The sequence below is a fragment of the Profundibacter sp. genome (assembly GCF_965277155.1).
Taxonomy (GTDB): domain Bacteria; phylum Pseudomonadota; class Alphaproteobacteria; order Rhodobacterales; family Rhodobacteraceae; genus Profundibacter.
Genome location: NZ_CBDIBV010000010.1, coordinates 607,644 through 623,199 on the forward strand (window position 1 = coordinate 607,644; position 15,556 = coordinate 623,199).

Here is a 15,556-nt window from a genome sequence, read left to right on the forward strand (position 1 = left end):
CCCACTTTTTTGACCAGTCAGCAGCCAGTTTAAGATGGATCAGGGTTTCATTTAGGCTGCCAAACTCATTGGTTTTGTTTTTCTGTCATAGGCTTCATCCGGGGTCAATATTCCGTGGGTGGAATGCGGGCGCTCGGTGTTGTAGTAAGCCAACCATTTCCCGATCCCGGCGCGGGTCTGCGAACCCGTTTCAAATGCGTTGAGGTAAATGCATTCGTATTTCAAGGATCGCCAAAGCCGCTCGATCATCCGGTTATCGACCCAGCGACCTTTGCCATCCATCGAGATTTTCACGTCGGCTTCTTTCAGCGCCTGCGTCCATTCAAACCCGGTGAACTGGCTGCCCTGGTCGCTGTTCATGATATCGGGCTTGCCGTATTTGGCCATAGCCTCTTTCAGGGCTTCAACGCAAAAATCTGCCTCCATGCTGTTTGACAATCTCCAGCTCAAAACCTTGCGGCTGTGCCAGTCCATGATCGCGACCAAATAGAGGAACCCGCGCTGCATCGGAATGTAGGTGATATCTACGCACCACACATGGTTTGGACGATCAATCGTCAGGTCTCGCAGCAGATACGGGTAGATCTTATGCTGCGGATGTTTCTTGCTCGTGTTGGGCGTCTGGTAGATCGGAACCAACCGCATCAGCCGCATCAAACGGCGGACCCTGTGGCGACCACACTTGTAACCTTGGCGCTGCATGTGCCGAGCCATTTGCCGTGATCCATACCACGGCGTCTGCAAGAATTGCTTGTCGATTATTGTCATGAACCGCAAATTTTCAGCACTTTCGCCTTTTGGCTGGTAATACAGGTTCGAGCGCGCCAGAGAAAGTAGCCCGCATTGTCGTCGCACACTCAGATCATGCTCACGGCTCACCATTTTTTGCCTCGCTTCCCGAGCAACTGTTGCGAGGCGTTGGCTAAAAAATCCCGTTCCACGACCAGCTGACCAATCTTGGAGTGCAGCTTCTCAATCTGGGCTTCATCAACCCGATCAGGATCACGGCCCCGTCTGGAAAATGCCGTGGCCATGTTTTCAATCGCTGCTCGTTTCCATGTGCCAATCTGGGTTGGATGCACACCATACTTCTTCGACAGCTCCGCCATCGTCATTTCCTCGCGGATTGCTTCAAGCGCAACGCGGGCTTTGAATTCGGGAGAATGGTTCTTTCGTTTCGTCATTTTGAATCGTCTTTCTCATAAGTCGATCCACCTTAACAACTGGTCCGAATTTCCGCGACCACCTCTGACCAATAAACGCAAACATTCCGTTAAACTGCGAAAAAACTACGCCAGTTATGATTTGAATGCGAATTTCGAGATGATTTTCAACAGTTCCAGATACTCTGGCGGGGTCTCAACCCGTCCTGTAACCCATTGATACAAATCATGATCATTCTCGGACAGCATCGCGTCATACAGTGTTAACTGCGCCTCGCTCAACGCCATAAGTTCCGTATCACTGAAGGGGCCAAGGATCAGGTCCATCTCTTTTATACCCCGCCGCCATGACCGCATCTTTAGCCGCTTCAGCCGGTCCTGTTTGGATTCGCCCATCTGCTTTGATCCTTTATTGCTGGTCAAACGGTCATATTTCTTGATCCGCTTTCCCGCGCACCCTAAGACATGGGGCAACCATATTCAAACCGGAGTTTACCATGTCTTTCCTGTCCGATACCCTGTCCCGCGTGAAACCGTCTCCGGCGATTGCGGTATCCACGAAAGCGCGCGAATTAAAGGCGGCAGGTGTGGATGTGATCGGTCTTGGCGCGGGTGAACCGGATTTTGACACGCCCGACAACATCAAGGCCGCCGGCAAGCGCGCGATTGACGAAGGCAAGACGAAATACACCGCCCCCGACGGGATGCCCGAACTGAAAGAAGCCATCTGCGCCAAGTTCAAGCGCGACAACGGGCTGGACTATACACCGGCACAAATCAGCGTTGGCACCGGCGGCAAGCAGATCCTTTATAACGCGCTGGTTGCCACCCTGAATGAGGGCGACGAAGTGCTGATCCCCGCCCCCTATTGGGTCAGCTACCCCGATATGGTGCTGCTGGCGGGCGGCACGCCGGTGACGATCGAGGCCAGCCTTGAAACAGATTTCAAGATCACGCCACAGCAGCTTGAGGCCGCGATCACACCGCGCACGAAATGGCTGATTTTCAACTCGCCCTCGAACCCCACAGGCGCCGGTTACACTCGTGATGAATTAAAGGGGCTGACCGATGTGCTGATGCGCCACCCGCATGTCTGGGTGATGACCGATGACATGTATGAACATCTTGTGTTTGACGATTTCGAGTTCACCACCCCCGCCCAGATCGAGCCGGGCCTGTATGACCGCACCCTCACTTGCAACGGGGTGTCCAAGGCCTATGCGATGACCGGCTGGCGGATCGGCTATGCGGGCGGGCCGGAGCACCTGATCGCTGCTATGCGCAAGGTGCAGTCGCAAAGCACCTCGAACCCCTGCTCCATTTCCCAATGGGCAGCGGTCGAGGCGCTGAACGGGCCGCAGGATTTCATTGCCACCAACAACACGGTGTTCGTGCGTCGCCGCAATATGGTGGTAGAAATGCTGAACGCGGCCAAGGGCATCACCTGCCCTACCCCCGACGGGGCATTTTATGTCTACCCCTCGATTGCGGGTTGCATCGGCAAATCAACCAAAGCCGGCACCAAAATCACCGATGACGAGGTTTTCGCCACCGCCCTGTTGGAAGAGGTCGGCGTCGCCGTGGTTTTCGGCGCGGCTTTCGGGCTTTCCCCCAACTTCCGTGTCAGCTACGCTACCTCGGACGCGGCCCTGAAAGAGGCCTGCACACGCATCCAGCAGTTTTGCGCGGATCTGACGTAACGAGGGTTTGAATGGGTAACGAGCTTCCTGATTATTATTTCCGGGTCCGTGAAAACGGGGCCGTAGTGTTTCGCATTGATACCGACAATCGCCAGCGCCGGATCGATATGGACCAGATTGCGGTCATCAACATCAAGAACGGCGAATACAAACCGCACGGTGACCGCACCCTGTCGGGCGACGACCGCACGGCAATTGAAAACTGGATGGAACAGCGCAAGGCCCTGCTGGCCAAACGCGACATCGACGATATCCACCGCGCGGTGGACTATCTGAACATCACCACCCAATGGGTGCAATCCAAAGCCAGCGACGAGCAGCTGGAGGATATAACAGACGCACTGCTTTTGGCGATGCATGACCTGCGCACAGTTCTGGTGCGCAAGAAAGCAGACCGGCTGATGCGCAAGAACAGGGACGACTAGAACACCATGAAGAAAACCGCACAGCAACTGATTGACGAAGCAAACGCCATCGTCGACCAGATTACCCCGACTGACGCCAACGCCCTGCTGGGCAAGGATGGCGTGCTGTTCGTCGATCTGCGTGACATCCGCGAGTTATGGCGTGAGGGCACCATCCCCGGTGCCATGTCCGCTCCGCGCGGGATGCTGGAATTCTGGGTCGATCCGGAATGCAAATACCACCGCAAGGCCTTTGATGACGCTGAAAAACTGGTGCTGTTTTGCGCATCAGCCTGGCGTTCGGCGCTGGCCACCCGTGCCCTACAGGAAATGGGCATGGACAATGTCTGCCACCTTGAAGGCGGCTTTACGGCATGGAAAAACGCAGGCAACGAAATCGCCCCTGTCAAAAACCCCTATCTGGAAAAAGCAAAGTAAGCTCTTCTTCTTGCTCCAAATACCTCCGCCGGAGGCATCCGGCCTAGCAGCGCAAACCAGCGCACTAAATCCGCACGCCCGATGTCCAGAACCGATACATCATCAACACACCGGCCACCCCGAGGCCGACAACCAGACCCAGCCAGACGCCAACCGCGCCCATGCCAAGGGTAAAACCGAACAGATAGCTGGCACTCAGCCCCAGCGGCCAATAGGCGATCGCGGCAATCAGCATAGGCACGCGGGTATCATGTACCCCGCGCAGCAGGCCCAGCGCCACTACCTGCGCACTGTCGGCAAACTGGAACAGGGCAGCCACGGCCATCAGGCTTATGCCAATGCCGATAATCTGCGCCCTTTCCGGATCATCCGGCGCCAAAAACAGCCCGACCAGCGGTTCGGGCACCGTCAGGAAGGTTGCAATCACACATATTGCCACCAGCGCTGACATCCAGATCACCACCAGCGCCCCGCGTTTCAGATTTGCGGCGTCCTTGCGACCAAAGGCCTGCCCTGCCCGCACCGTCGCCGCGTTGGAAAACCCGACCTGTATCATAAAGGTCATCGCCGTCAGTTGCAGCGCAATCCCGTGCGCGGCCAGTGGCATCGTGCCGACCCAGCCCACCATCACTGCCGAGGCCGTGAACAGCCCGCTTTCGGCCAGATTGGTCAACCCGATCGGCCAGCCCATGCGATAGACGGCCGCGAAGGCCTCGCGGTCCAGCCGCCAGAACCGCGAGAACAGGGCGTGTTCCGGCAGCTTGCGGGCGATATAAATCGCCAGCGCCACAAAGGACAGACTGTGCAACGTCACCGAAGCAATCGCCGCCCCGCGCACCCCCAGCTCCGGCGCCCCCCAATTGCCGAAAATCAGCGCGTAATTCAGCAGCGCGTTCAGCCCCACGGCAATCAGCGTGATCCACAACACAATCGCTGCCCGCTCCAATCCGGCCAGATAATTCTTCAACACCATCACCATCAGCGCCGGCAAGGTGCCCCAGCACAAGATCCGCAGATAATCCTGCGCAATTTGCGAGATTTCGGGCTCCTGCCCCATCCATTGCAACACCGTCCCGGACCACCACATCGGCGGCAACACGACCACGCCATAGATCAGTGATATCCACATCCCCATCCGTGTCACCCGGCGCACTTCGCGCCCCTGCCCGCTGGATTCGTAACTGGCCACCATCGGCGACACCGCAAAGGCAAAGCCAGACCCCATGATGAACAGCAAAAACCAGAACGAACTGGCCAGCGTTACCGCCGCCAGCGCCTGCACATTATACCAGCCCAGCATCAACGTGTCGGTCATGGATATGGAAAACTGCGCCAGATGGCTGCCGATCAACGGCAGACCCAGCAACAGTGTAGCGCGGGCATGCGCGCGGTAGGATTTGATGTGTGACATACTACCGGCTTAGGGGAGTTGGACAAGTTCGGCAAGTTAAGTGGAGTGAGAAAATTCACTTTTCCATACGCATACGTATTGACTCGACTCTCTAATCTTTTTACATACGCCACAGTATGGTTTATCCAAAAGGAGTTTTTTTTGAAACTTATTCGCTATATCTATCTTGCCGGTTGCTGGTTGTTCGGGATCTTTTGTGGAGTAGGGCATACAATTTTCGAACTTGGCCCTAAAACACCAGAAACGCTGAAACTTATGGAAACCATACGCGGTTTTCATGTTTCGGTGCCAGGCACCCAGACCAATGCCTATACGCTTACGCTCGGGGTTTCGTTGATAATGGGATTGATGCTGGTGGCCTATGGTGTTGCAAACCTGTTGATCCTGCGCGACACACCCACCCCAGAGTTACCTAAGACCGGCTATCTGTTAATGAACGTGCTGTTTTCAGGAGCCGCATTTATATTGGCCTGGAAATATCTGTTCCTCATACCAATTGCATTTACCGGGCTGGCTGTGCTGTGCTTCGTGATCAGCCTTGGGACAGCCTTGCTCCGCACCATGCCACCCGCCTTGGCTTTGACAAAAGCCCGTAAATAGGCTGACCTGACAGAAGACAATCTACTGTGGTATCAGGCGGGTTTGCGGGCGACCAGATCAATCAGGGCAGAGTCACCCGAATGCCCCTCGCCCTCGTCGACATGACGCCGGTAGGCGCGCAGCTCCAGAATCTCGAAATCGGCAAATGCCATTTGCAGCATTTCCACCGTATACATGTTTTTGGCCTGTGGTGGCCCGCCCGTTCCCAGTTCAACCTGTTCAGGGGTATAGCCATGCAGCATCACCACCCCGCCCGGTTTGACCGCGCGCTTCATGCCCAGAAATATCTGGTCCCGTTGTTCAGGGCCGACAAACTGGATAAAAATGGCAACCACCAGATCATAAGGCACCGCCCCCCAATCCCATTTGGCAATATCGGCCACGTTGAAATCCACCGTCGCCTTATGTGCCAGCGCCAGCGCGCGGGCCTTTTCAACCGCGATGTGCGAGGCATCCATCGCCACCACATCCAGCCCCTGGCCGGCCATATAAACCGAATTGCGCCCTTCGCCATCCGCCACCGCAAGCGCACGCGCCCCCGGTTTCAGATAAGCCGTATGATCGCGCAGAAACTGCGCCGGTTCGGTGCCAAACAGGTAGCCCGGTTTTGAATAGCGTTCATTCCACATAAAAATACCCCGCGCCTTTCTAGGTAGTGTCGCGAGTTTGGTGGAAATTCGAGGACGGCGTAATCTCCGGGTGCATCGAAGCCACCCAACCGGCGGCTGGAACCGCCAAGGAGATCACGCCATGACAAAGAATACAGCAACATCGACATCCGCGCTACTGGCCAATGAAGCAGGCTATGACCCGATTGAAGACCGGCTGCGCCAGAACATCCGCGCGACGATCGAGGCGGTTTTCGAAGAGGAGCTGGAGCAGTTTCTGGGCCGTTGCCGGTATGGCCGCAGCGGCGGGGCAAAGACCGGATACCGCCACGGGCATCGCGAGCGGCAACTGGTCGGAACATTTGGAACCGAAACGGTGCGCGTGCCGCGTGCGCGGATCACAGGCGAGGCCGGCAAGGCCAGAGAATGGCGCTCGAAGGCATTGCCCCGCTACCAGCGGCTGACGAAGAAGGCCGAGGCGCTGATCGCTGCTGTCTACCTTTCGGGCACCAACACACGGCGGGTAAAACGCGCCCTGTTCGGCCTGTTTCAGGGGGCGGTCAGCAAGGATGTGGTGAGCCGCGCCTGGCGCAAGGTGAAGGTGGACTGGCAGGCGTGGTGCGCCCGCAGCCTTGCGGATGAAGACATCGTGCGGCTGATCCTGGACGGCACCGTGATCAAAACGCGGATTGACAGGAAGGCCACCAATATCTCGGTTCTGGCCGCGATTGGCGTGCGCCGGGATGGGCAGAAGGTCTTGTTATCACTGATGAACATGGGCGGCGAAAGCACCTCCGCCTGGCGTCAGTTCATCAACGATCTGGATGCGCGCGGGTTGAAACGGCCCGAATTTGTCATCGTGGACGGGGCACCGGGACTTGAGGTCGCTCTCATTGCCCTCTGGGGTGAAGATCTGCCGATCCAGAGGTGCACGGTGCACAAGCACCGCAACCTTCTGGCCAAGGCACCCAAGCGTATGCATGATGAGTTGACAGAAGATTACCGCGACATGATCTACGCCAAAACACCCGAGGAAATCGCCACCCGCCGCAAGGCATTTCTGCGAAAATGGCGGCTGAAATGCAAGGCCGTCGCTGACAGCTTGGAAGAAGCAGGAGATAAGCTTTTCACCTTCACGCGTCTGCCACAAGGCCAGTGGAAATCGGCCAGAACGACAAATGCGATCGAACGCCTGAACGAGGAATTCCGCCGCCGCATCAAGACCCAGACCGTGCTGCCATGCGCCGAGACCGTGCCGATGCTGCTTTGGGCTCTGATGGCCTCGGGGCAGATCGTCATGCGAAAGGTCGATGGCTGGGAAACGCTCGCTCAGCCCGTCGCCGACGCAACCCTTGACCAAGCCGCCTGACCGGCGCATAACTCAACCCGCTCGGAGGTGCCTGAAATCAATTTCCACCACTTTCGAGACACAACCACCTTTCTATCTACAAGATAAGAACGTCGCGGGGTATTACCAGTGTCTACAACTTCAAAAAACGGTTACCCGCGTTTGCGCTGGTCCGGATGCAGGGACGCCCCCAGAATATGATCGGCCCCATGCACCACATGGCTGGCCCGTCCGACAATCAGCGGATCAGGCTGGCCGACAATCTCGTAATCCTTGTCGGGGTATTCGATCGTCGACAGGAAATGCCGCATCGTGTTGATCCGCGCCCGCTTTTTGTCATTTGATTTTACAATCGTCCAAGGCGCATCGGCGGTGTCGGTGTAAAAGAACATCGCCTCTTTTGCTTCGGTGTAATCATCCCATTTGGAAAGCGACGCCAGATCAACCGGCGACAGTTTCCAGCGCTTCAGCGGATCCTCCTTGCGGCTGTCAAACCGGCGTTTCTGTTCGTCCTGTGTGACCGAGAACCAGTATTTATACAGCTGTATACCGGAGCGCACCATCATCCGTTCGATATCCGGTGTCTGGCGCATGAATTCCAGATATTCCGTCGGCGAACAAAACCCCATCACCCGTTCAACACCAGCGCGATTATACCACGAGCGGTCATAGAAAACCATTTCACCCGATGTCGGCAACTGCTGGATATAGCGCTGATAGAACCACTGGCCGCGTTCGGTATCTGTTGGTTTGTTCAGGGCCACCACACGGGCTTCGCGCGGGTTCAGGTGCTCCATGAACCGTTTGATGGTTCCACCCTTACCGGCCGCATCACGCCCTTCGAACAACAGCACAAATTTCTGGCCGGTGTCATGTACCCATTTCTGCACCTTCAGCAATTCGGCTTGTAACTCGGCTTTGATGTGCTCGTATTCCCGTTTGCCCATCTTTTTGGTGTAGGGGTATTCTCCGGTTTCAAAGGCCTGCCTGATCTTGTCCGGCGTTACCGTCGGAAAAGTGGACGGGGACGCATCGGCCTCTTTGGTGGCTGGCTTGGCCGATGATACGGGCTTGGCCGATGAATTGGATTTAGTTCGGGTAGAGGCTGTCATCGCGCGACTCCTGTTTTGGGGAATATAGTCTGATAATACCTTAAAATGCAGGTTTTGGCTTTGATATGAGTCAATAGAATTCATGCCGGCCCACAGCGGCAAAAAGAGCCGTTAACCCAATGTTATTGCTGATCATCCGGGTAATCGGACACCAACAGATGCAACGGCTTTTCATCCTCCTCCACATCGGTAAAACGCGGGATATCCTGCGCAAAAATATTGTCGCTCCGGTCATCATTCACCGTCGACACCTCGCCCACCAGAACATCCGCTCCTTCGCCCCAGAAGGCATGCCAGACACCCGGCAACAGTGTCACACTTTCCCCCGGCTCCAGAGCCAACCGCCCACCCGCTGCAAACCGTCGTGCGATACCGTCGACCGGAACCGTGACCGTGGCATCCCTGTCGATTGCCCCGCTTTCGTCACTTGCGAACAGCTCCAGCACCAGTTTGCCGCCACCACGGTTGATAATGTCCTCGGCCTTCAGATTGTGCCGGTGCATCGGGCTGATCTGTTCTTTGCGCGAAATCATGATCTTTTCCGCATAAAGCATCCCGCGCCCCTGTTTCAGGTCCGCCAAGCACCCGTTGCGCACCGTAAACAGGAACAGGCCCATATCAGCGAAATTCCCCTGCCCGTAATCGGTGATGTCCCAGCCCATGCCGCGCGCCCGTATTTCTGCCGCTTCACCGGACAGCATCCGTTCGGCGGAATAATAGGCAAATGGTGGCAAAAGGTAGCCGAACGAGCGGATAAACGCATCCGACTCGCGCAGTATCTGGTTTATTTCGGAACGCTTCATCTGATGTGCTTTCTGCTGTTCGGACCAGTCCCCATCCGGTGTTTACCATAGGCATCCGCCCAAAGGCGGGCAACCGCGATCAAACAACCACATATCGTCATAAATTATTAGGATTGCTGGCCTAACAATTGCTGCGAACAGCCCTTTTGTGCGCGACCCGAATATCAAAGTTTACCATTGCAGACGAAAGAAACCCCGATGCAGATCGACCAAACCACCCTTGAGGGGGTCTTGATACTAACCCCGCGCCGGTTTGGCGACCATCGCGGTTTCTTTTCCGAAAGCTGGAACCGCAAGGTGATGGCAGATCACGGCATCAGCTATGATTTCGTGCAGGACAACCATTCGCTTTCACATCAGGCAGGCACGATCAGGGGTTTGCATTTTCAGGCTCCGCCCCATGCTCAGGCCAAACTGGTGCGCTGTGGTCGCGGGGCACTGTTTGACGTGGCCGTGGATATTCGGCGCGGATCGCCCACATTCGGCCAGTGGGTCGGGGTGGAATTATCGGCAGACAACGGCCGCCAGTTGCTGATCCCTGCGGGGTTTTTGCACGGTTTTGCAACCCGCCTTCCCGATACCGAGATCATATATAAATGCACGGATTACTATACCCCTGCCGCAGATGGCGCGGTGCGCTTTGACGACCCCGACATCGGCGTTGAGTGGGGCATTGATCCGGCACAGACCGTGCTGTCCGACAAGGACAGTGCCGCGCCGTGGCTGCGCGATTTTAGAACACCGTTTGTTTACGAGGCTGAAACATGAAAATACTGGTCACCGGCGGGGCCGGTTTCATCGGTTCCGCGGTTGTGCGCCGCGCCATTGCCGACGGGCATCAGGTGGTCAATCTGGACGCGCTGACCTATGCCGCTTGTCTGGACAATGTGGCTGATGTCGCTGGCGATCCAGCCTATGTTTTCGAACATGCCGACATCCGCAACCGCGCGGCGCTGGACGGGATATTCGCCCGCCACAGACCCGACGCGGTGATGCACCTTGCCGCCGAAAGCCATGTGGACCGCTCGATCGACGGGCCGGGGGCCTTTGTCGAAACCAATGTGAACGGCACCTATAATATGCTGGAAGCGGCGCGTACCTATTGGCAGGCGCAGGGCAAACCGGCCGCTTTCCGGTTTCACCATATTTCCACGGATGAGGTTTACGGATCCTTGGGCGCAAACGGTCTGTTCACCGAAGAAACCCCTTACGCCCCCAACAGCCCCTATTCCGCCTCCAAGGCCGCCTCGGATCATCTGGTGCGCGCGTGGCATGAAACCTACGACTTGCCGGTGGTGGTGACAAATTGCTCCAACAACTACGGCCCCTACCATTTCCCCGAAAAACTGGTACCGGTTGTTATTCTGAGGGCCCTGTCCGGCCAGCCAATCCCGATCTATGGCACCGGCAAAAATATCCGCGACTGGCTGTTTGTCGAGGACCACGCCGACGCTCTGCTGACCGTGTTGCAACGCGGACAAAACGGGCGCAGCTACAACATCGGCGGCGAAAACGAGGTGACCAATCTGCAACTGGTGCAAAAGCTGTGCGCGATTCTGGATAGGAAACGCCCTGCGAAAAACCCCTATGCCGATCTGGTCACTTTTGTTGCCGACCGGCCCGGCCACGACCAGCGATATGCGATTGACCCGACCCGCATCCGCACGGAACTGGGCTGGCACCCCTCGGTAACGCTGGATCAAGGGTTGGAAAAAACCGTGCAGTGGTATCTGGACAACCAGCACTGGTGGCGCGCCTTGCAAAGCCGCGAGGGCGTGGGGGAACGTCTGGGAAGGCAACAGACAGCGTCACAAAAGATGGCCGTTTCGCATGGCTGATCACATTCAATTAACCCCCGTCTGCTAACCATCGGAATGAACATATCCGTAACGACACAGGAAACACCGGCACATGCGCATTTTGGTTTTCGGCAAAACCGGACAGGTGGCAACCGAACTGGCCCGACAGGCTGGCGTTGTTAATCTGGGCCGCGATCAGGCCGACCTGTTTGATCCGGTGGCCTGCGCAGCAATCATCAGGGAAACCGATGCCGATGCGGTGATCAACGCTGCTGCCTTCACCGCTGTGGACAGGGCCGAGGATGAAGAAGAACTGGCCACCCTGATCAATGGCACAGCCCCGACGGCAATGGCAAAAGCCGCGGCAAAACGCGGGTTGACGTTTCTGCATATTTCGAGTGATTACGTTTTCAATGGACAAGGTGAACGTCCGTGGCAACCTGATGATACACCGTCCCCACTGGGGGCCTATGGGCGCAGCAAACTTGCGGGCGAAGACGGGGTGCGCACGGCGGGTGGTGCCTATGCCATTCTGCGCACCAGTTGGGTTTTCTCGGCCCATCGGGGAAATTTCGTCAAAACCATGCTGCAACTGGGCAAAACGCACAATTCATTGGACATTGTCTCGGACCAGATCGGCGGACCAACACCGGCCGCCGGAATTGCCACGACTTTGCTGACAATGGCCAAGGCATTTCACAACGGATCGGGGCGATCCGGCATTTATCACTATAGCGGCACACCCGAAATTAGTTGGGCCGGTTTTGCCCGACAGATATATGCCCGCAGCGGCATGAAGGTTGCGGTCAGGGACATCCCGACATCCGCCTATCCGACACCTGCCAAGCGCCCCCTGAATTCGCGCCTGAACGCAAGCACTCTTGCTGCCGATTACGGCATAGACCCGCCCAACTGGCAGGCGGGGCTGAATGATGTATTGAAAGAACTGGGGCAATTGAAAAATGGCTAAACGCAAAGGTATCATTCTGGCTGGCGGCTCGGGCACGCGGCTTTATCCGATCACGATGGGCATCTCGAAACAACTGCTGCCAATCTATGACAAACCGATGATCTATTACCCGCTGACCGCGCTGATGCTGGGGGATATCCGCGAAATCGCGGTGATCACAACAGCTGCGGATCAGCCCCAGTTCCAGCGCCTGCTGGGGGACGGATCGCAATGGGGCATGTCGCTGACCTATATCGTGCAGCCTTCGCCGGACGGGCTGGCGCAGGCCTATCTTCTGGCCGAGGATTTTCTGGCGGGCGCCCCTTCAGTCATGGTACTGGGGGACAATATTTTCTTTGGCCACGGCCTGCCGGAAATGCTGGCCCGTGCGGACAGGCGAAAAACCGGCGGAACGGTTTTCGGCTATTGCGTGGCCGATCCCGAACGTTACGGGGTTGTCGATTTCGACGAGGCCGGAAATGCCGTTTCCGTCGTTGAAAAACCCGATGTGCCGCCGTCAAACTATGCGGTGACGGGGCTATATTTCCTCGACGGAACCGCCCCCGAAAAAGCACGTCGCGTCACCCCGTCAACGCGGGGAGAGCTGGAAATCACCTCGTTGCTGGAAATCTATCTGGATCAAGGCGCGCTGAGTGTCGAGCGCATGGGGCGCGGTTATGCCTGGCTGGATACCGGCACCCACGGCAGTTTGCTGGATGCGGGAAATTTCGTTCGCACGCTGCAACAACGGCAGGGGCTTCAGGTTGGATCACCCGATGAAATCGCTTTTGCCAAAGGCTGGATCAGTCGTAGCGATCTGGCAGAGCAGGCCGACCTGTTTGCCAAGAATGAATATGGTAGCTACCTGTCAGAACTGTATAATTTTGCCGCCCCGCAACCGGCATTGCAGGCCCATTGGCAAAAACTATACCCCGCCGCTGTGGACAATCTGGTAATATAGCGCTTCAAGGTCGTTCTTGTGCTTGATCTCTTCGTTCGCCATGAACTGGAACAGATCGCGCACTGGCCCAGGCGGTGATTTTTCAGCCAATTCGCTATATTGCACCATCGCGATAAATTCCCGCATCATCGCGTATTGCAGGATTTCCTGATCATCTGGGTTTTCGCCCAGCTTGGGCACGTGGATGCCGTCGAAAAACTTGCGATCCACCGTCATATTTTCAATCTCGGCCTGGAGCGCGCCTTCTATATCGCGACGCTTGGCCAATTCCTGCAATTTGGCGATATGCGCTTCTTCCTCGCGGATCAACTCGTGCACGATATAGCGGATGTGCTTGCTGATCTTTGGCAGCAGGTCGGTATAGAAGTCATGCGCGACCTGCTCGACCTCGATCGCCAGATCAATGAATTCCTGAAGGCTGGCATGATGGTGCAACTTGTCGAATTTCTCAATCCTTGGCATCGGTTTCCTCCTGTTCGTTCAATGCGGCATTGATACTGTCAGCCACCGCATGCCCATCAGCCACAGCGTGGATAATATCCGGCCCGTGCACACAATCCCCCGCCGCCCACAGCCAGCTTTGCGAGGTGCGACCTTCGGCATCCACCGACAGGCGGCCACGGTTCCAGTCCAGCGCCTCGGTCAGTTCCTTGCCCAGCAATTCGACGTCGGAGGCCTGCCCGATGGCCTCGATCACCATATTGGCCTTGTGCAGCATTTCGTCCGCTTCGTCATAGCTGGGGGCGAAACGGCCCTGATCGTCAAAGATGGAAACCACTTTCCATGTGCGCAAGCCGCTGATCCGGCCGGTTTTGGTCAGGACAATTTCCTGCGGACCACGGGCATCGAAAATTTCGATCCCCTCTTCGCGGGCTTCCTTCACCTCTTCGGGGTCGGCCATGAAGTGTTGCAGATCCTCAAGCGCGGTCACCGTCAGATCGACCTTGCCGTATTTCTGTTTCTGCAGGCGCGCCATGGATCGGGCGATGTCCATCGCCACGTTGCCGCCGCCGATCACCACGACCTTTTTGGGCACCTTTACTTTAATGCCGTTGGTGATATCACGCAGCAGATCCACCGCTTTGGTCACGTCTTTATGCTCGGTCCCTTTGATGCGGGTCGAACGCCCGACATGCAGGCCGATCGACAACAGTACCGCATCGTAATCCTGCCGCAGCTGGTCCATCGAGATATCTTTGCCCACCCGCATATTATAGCGGATATCGACACCCATTTCGGTGATGATCGACACCTCGTGATCCAGATCGTCATACGGCATCCGGTATTCGGGGATGCCGTAACGGGCCATGCCGCCAGGTCCGGGCTGGGCCTCGAACACGGTGATATCGTGACCCATTTTCACCAGATCAAACGCGGTGGTCAGACCGGCAGGGCCAGCCCCGATGATGGCGATTTTCTTGCCGGTGTCGTCTGCCGTGCCACCGATGATATCCATATATTTCTCGCGGGGCACATTTTCGGTGATGTGGCGTTCAGCCAGCGGATGGCAATCGGCTGGCCCTCGTGACCGACCGAACAGGCATCTTCGCATTTATGGGTGCAGACGCGGCCGCAAACCTGACTGAACGGATTGGTATCATAGAGCAGTTCCAGACCGTGTTCGTAATCCTGATCGCGGATTGCGGCGATGTAGTCGGGGATCGCCATATGCGCAGGGCAAGTGGCCACACACAGCCCGCAGGATACGCAACGATCAGCCTCGACCAGCGCTTCCTCGACCGAATAACCACAGACAATTTCGTCGAAATTGGCAACCCGTTCCTCGGGCTCCATTTCCTGCATTTCAACCCGAGTCATGGGTGTCAGATGCAGGCCCTCGGGACGGTGATAGCCCAGTTCGGCATCATCCCAATCCTTCTTGTCCACACCGGGGGTAAAGCGGAATTCCTCGGGGTCGGCATCGACCCAAGTATAGGCGTTCGACATGGTTAATGATCCGGTCATGCACACATCGACACACAGCGCGCACCAGCAGCAGCGGCCATAGTCGATCCGCGGGCGCAGGCCGGAATCGCCTTCGGCCTGCTCGATTTTCAGCTCGGCAACCATATCAATCGCGCCGTTCTGGCAGATTTCCTCGCAGGTGCCACAACCGATGCATTTATCCAGATCATTCTGGTGAAACCCGCGATAGCGCGCGGCACCGGGGCGGTCATTGATCGGATCGGCAATGGTCACCGGATCGCGAAACAGGTTTTTCCACGCTTTGAAGGGCGAAAGGACGTCTTGAACACTCATC

At 56.7% G+C, this 15,556-nt stretch carries 18 protein-coding genes; 9 read left to right on the plus strand and 9 right to left on the minus strand.

Translation table 11 applies throughout. The features are described 5' to 3' along the window. Positions 1-51: 51 nt before the first annotated feature. Positions 52-1,184 (minus strand): IS3 family transposase gene (locus ACQY4M_RS10945; protein ID WP_428539245.1). Its coding sequence is split into 2 segments (ribosomal slippage): positions 52-932 and positions 932-1,184, totalling 1,134 coding nucleotides; the frame shifts between segments, so codons are not numbered across the junction. Positions 1,185-1,298: 114 nt separating this feature from the next. Next, complete coding sequence (locus tag ACQY4M_RS10950; protein WP_428543881.1) at positions 1,299-1,559, minus strand: succinate dehydrogenase assembly factor 2; 261 nt, start codon at positions 1,557-1,559, stop codon at positions 1,299-1,301. A gap of 101 nt (positions 1,560-1,660) precedes the next feature. On the opposite strand from ACQY4M_RS10950, the gene ACQY4M_RS10955 reads away from it, so the two are divergent. The 3 genes from ACQY4M_RS10955 to ACQY4M_RS10965 are packed head-to-tail and all read left to right on the plus strand — an operon-like array spanning position 1,661 to position 3,705. Further along, on the plus strand, positions 1,661-2,863 hold the full coding sequence (locus ACQY4M_RS10955; protein ID WP_428543883.1) for a pyridoxal phosphate-dependent aminotransferase: 1,203 nt from the start codon (positions 1,661-1,663) through the stop codon (positions 2,861-2,863). 11 nt (positions 2,864-2,874) lie between these two features. Further along, positions 2,875-3,288: a hypothetical protein gene (locus ACQY4M_RS10960; protein ID WP_428543885.1), complete on the plus strand. Its 414-nt coding sequence runs from the start codon at positions 2,875-2,877 to the stop codon at positions 3,286-3,288. A gap of 6 nt (positions 3,289-3,294) precedes the next feature. Then, entirely contained in the window at positions 3,295-3,705 is a 411-nt protein-coding gene (locus ACQY4M_RS10965) for a rhodanese-like domain-containing protein (protein ID WP_428543887.1), read from the plus strand. A 64-nt stretch (positions 3,706-3,769) separates the two neighbouring features. Here ACQY4M_RS10965 and ACQY4M_RS10970 read toward each other — a convergent pair whose 3' ends face one another. Continuing rightward, entirely contained in the window at positions 3,770-5,116 is a 1,347-nt protein-coding gene (locus tag ACQY4M_RS10970; protein ID WP_428543889.1) for an MATE family efflux transporter, read from the minus strand. Between the two features lie 141 nt (positions 5,117-5,257). Between ACQY4M_RS10970 and ACQY4M_RS10975 the strand changes: the two genes are divergently transcribed. Then, positions 5,258-5,716, plus strand: a complete 459-nt coding sequence (locus ACQY4M_RS10975) for an LIC_13387 family protein (RefSeq protein ID WP_428543891.1) — start codon at positions 5,258-5,260, stop codon at positions 5,714-5,716. A gap of 32 nt (positions 5,717-5,748) precedes the next feature. Here ACQY4M_RS10975 and ACQY4M_RS10980 read toward each other — a convergent pair whose 3' ends face one another. Next, positions 5,749-6,345, minus strand: a complete 597-nt coding sequence (locus ACQY4M_RS10980) for an SAM-dependent methyltransferase (RefSeq protein ID WP_428543893.1) — start codon at positions 6,343-6,345, stop codon at positions 5,749-5,751. Between the two features lie 121 nt (positions 6,346-6,466). Here ACQY4M_RS10980 and ACQY4M_RS10985 point away from each other — a divergent pair, with 121 nt between their 5' ends. After that, entirely contained in the window at positions 6,467-7,693 is a 1,227-nt protein-coding gene (locus ACQY4M_RS10985) for an IS256 family transposase (RefSeq protein ID WP_428544491.1), read from the plus strand. A gap of 131 nt (positions 7,694-7,824) precedes the next feature. Here ACQY4M_RS10985 and ppk2 read toward each other — a convergent pair whose 3' ends face one another. Together ppk2 and ACQY4M_RS10995 are read right to left on the minus strand one after the other, a co-directional pair. After that, entirely contained in the window at positions 7,825-8,784 is a 960-nt protein-coding gene (gene ppk2 / locus ACQY4M_RS10990) for a polyphosphate kinase 2 (protein WP_428543895.1), read from the minus strand. A gap of 122 nt (positions 8,785-8,906) precedes the next feature. Then, the gene (locus tag ACQY4M_RS10995; RefSeq protein WP_428543897.1) at positions 8,907-9,587 is read right to left on the minus strand and encodes a D-lyxose/D-mannose family sugar isomerase; all 681 of its coding nucleotides are present in this window, start codon (positions 9,585-9,587) and stop codon (positions 8,907-8,909) included. Between the two features lie 198 nt (positions 9,588-9,785). Between ACQY4M_RS10995 and rfbC the strand changes: the two genes are divergently transcribed. The 4 genes from rfbC (at position 9,786) to rfbA (ending at position 13,296) form a co-directional block, all read left to right on the plus strand. Further along, positions 9,786-10,355, plus strand: coding sequence for a dTDP-4-dehydrorhamnose 3,5-epimerase (rfbC, locus tag ACQY4M_RS11000; RefSeq protein WP_428543899.1), 570 nt, complete (start codon positions 9,786-9,788; stop codon positions 10,353-10,355). Beyond that, on the plus strand, positions 10,352-11,425 hold the full coding sequence (gene rfbB, locus ACQY4M_RS11005) for a dTDP-glucose 4,6-dehydratase (protein ID WP_428543901.1): 1,074 nt from the start codon (positions 10,352-10,354) through the stop codon (positions 11,423-11,425). The genes rfbC and rfbB overlap by 4 nt, the downstream gene beginning before the upstream one ends. A 73-nt stretch (positions 11,426-11,498) precedes the next feature. After that, on the plus strand, positions 11,499-12,356 hold the full coding sequence (gene rfbD / locus ACQY4M_RS11010; RefSeq protein WP_428543903.1) for a dTDP-4-dehydrorhamnose reductase: 858 nt from the start codon (positions 11,499-11,501) through the stop codon (positions 12,354-12,356). After that, complete coding sequence (rfbA, locus tag ACQY4M_RS11015) at positions 12,349-13,296, plus strand: glucose-1-phosphate thymidylyltransferase RfbA (protein ID WP_428543905.1); 948 nt, start codon at positions 12,349-12,351, stop codon at positions 13,294-13,296. The genes rfbD and rfbA overlap by 8 nt, the downstream gene beginning before the upstream one ends. Here rfbA and ACQY4M_RS11020 read toward each other — a convergent pair. The 3 genes from ACQY4M_RS11020 to ACQY4M_RS11030 are packed head-to-tail and all read right to left on the minus strand — an operon-like array spanning position 13,261 to position 15,555. Next, entirely contained in the window at positions 13,261-13,758 is a 498-nt protein-coding gene (locus ACQY4M_RS11020; RefSeq protein WP_428543907.1) for a ferritin family protein, read from the minus strand. The genes rfbA and ACQY4M_RS11020 overlap by 36 nt on opposite strands. Then, entirely contained in the window at positions 13,745-14,752 is a 1,008-nt protein-coding gene (locus ACQY4M_RS11025; RefSeq protein WP_428543909.1) for an FAD-dependent oxidoreductase, read from the minus strand. The genes ACQY4M_RS11020 and ACQY4M_RS11025 overlap by 14 nt, the downstream gene beginning before the upstream one ends. Continuing rightward, positions 14,677-15,555: a 4Fe-4S binding protein gene (locus ACQY4M_RS11030; protein WP_428543911.1), complete on the minus strand. Its 879-nt coding sequence runs from the start codon at positions 15,553-15,555 to the stop codon at positions 14,677-14,679. Before ACQY4M_RS11030 ends, ACQY4M_RS11025 begins: the two co-directional genes overlap by 76 nt. Position 15,556 lies beyond the last annotated feature (1 nt).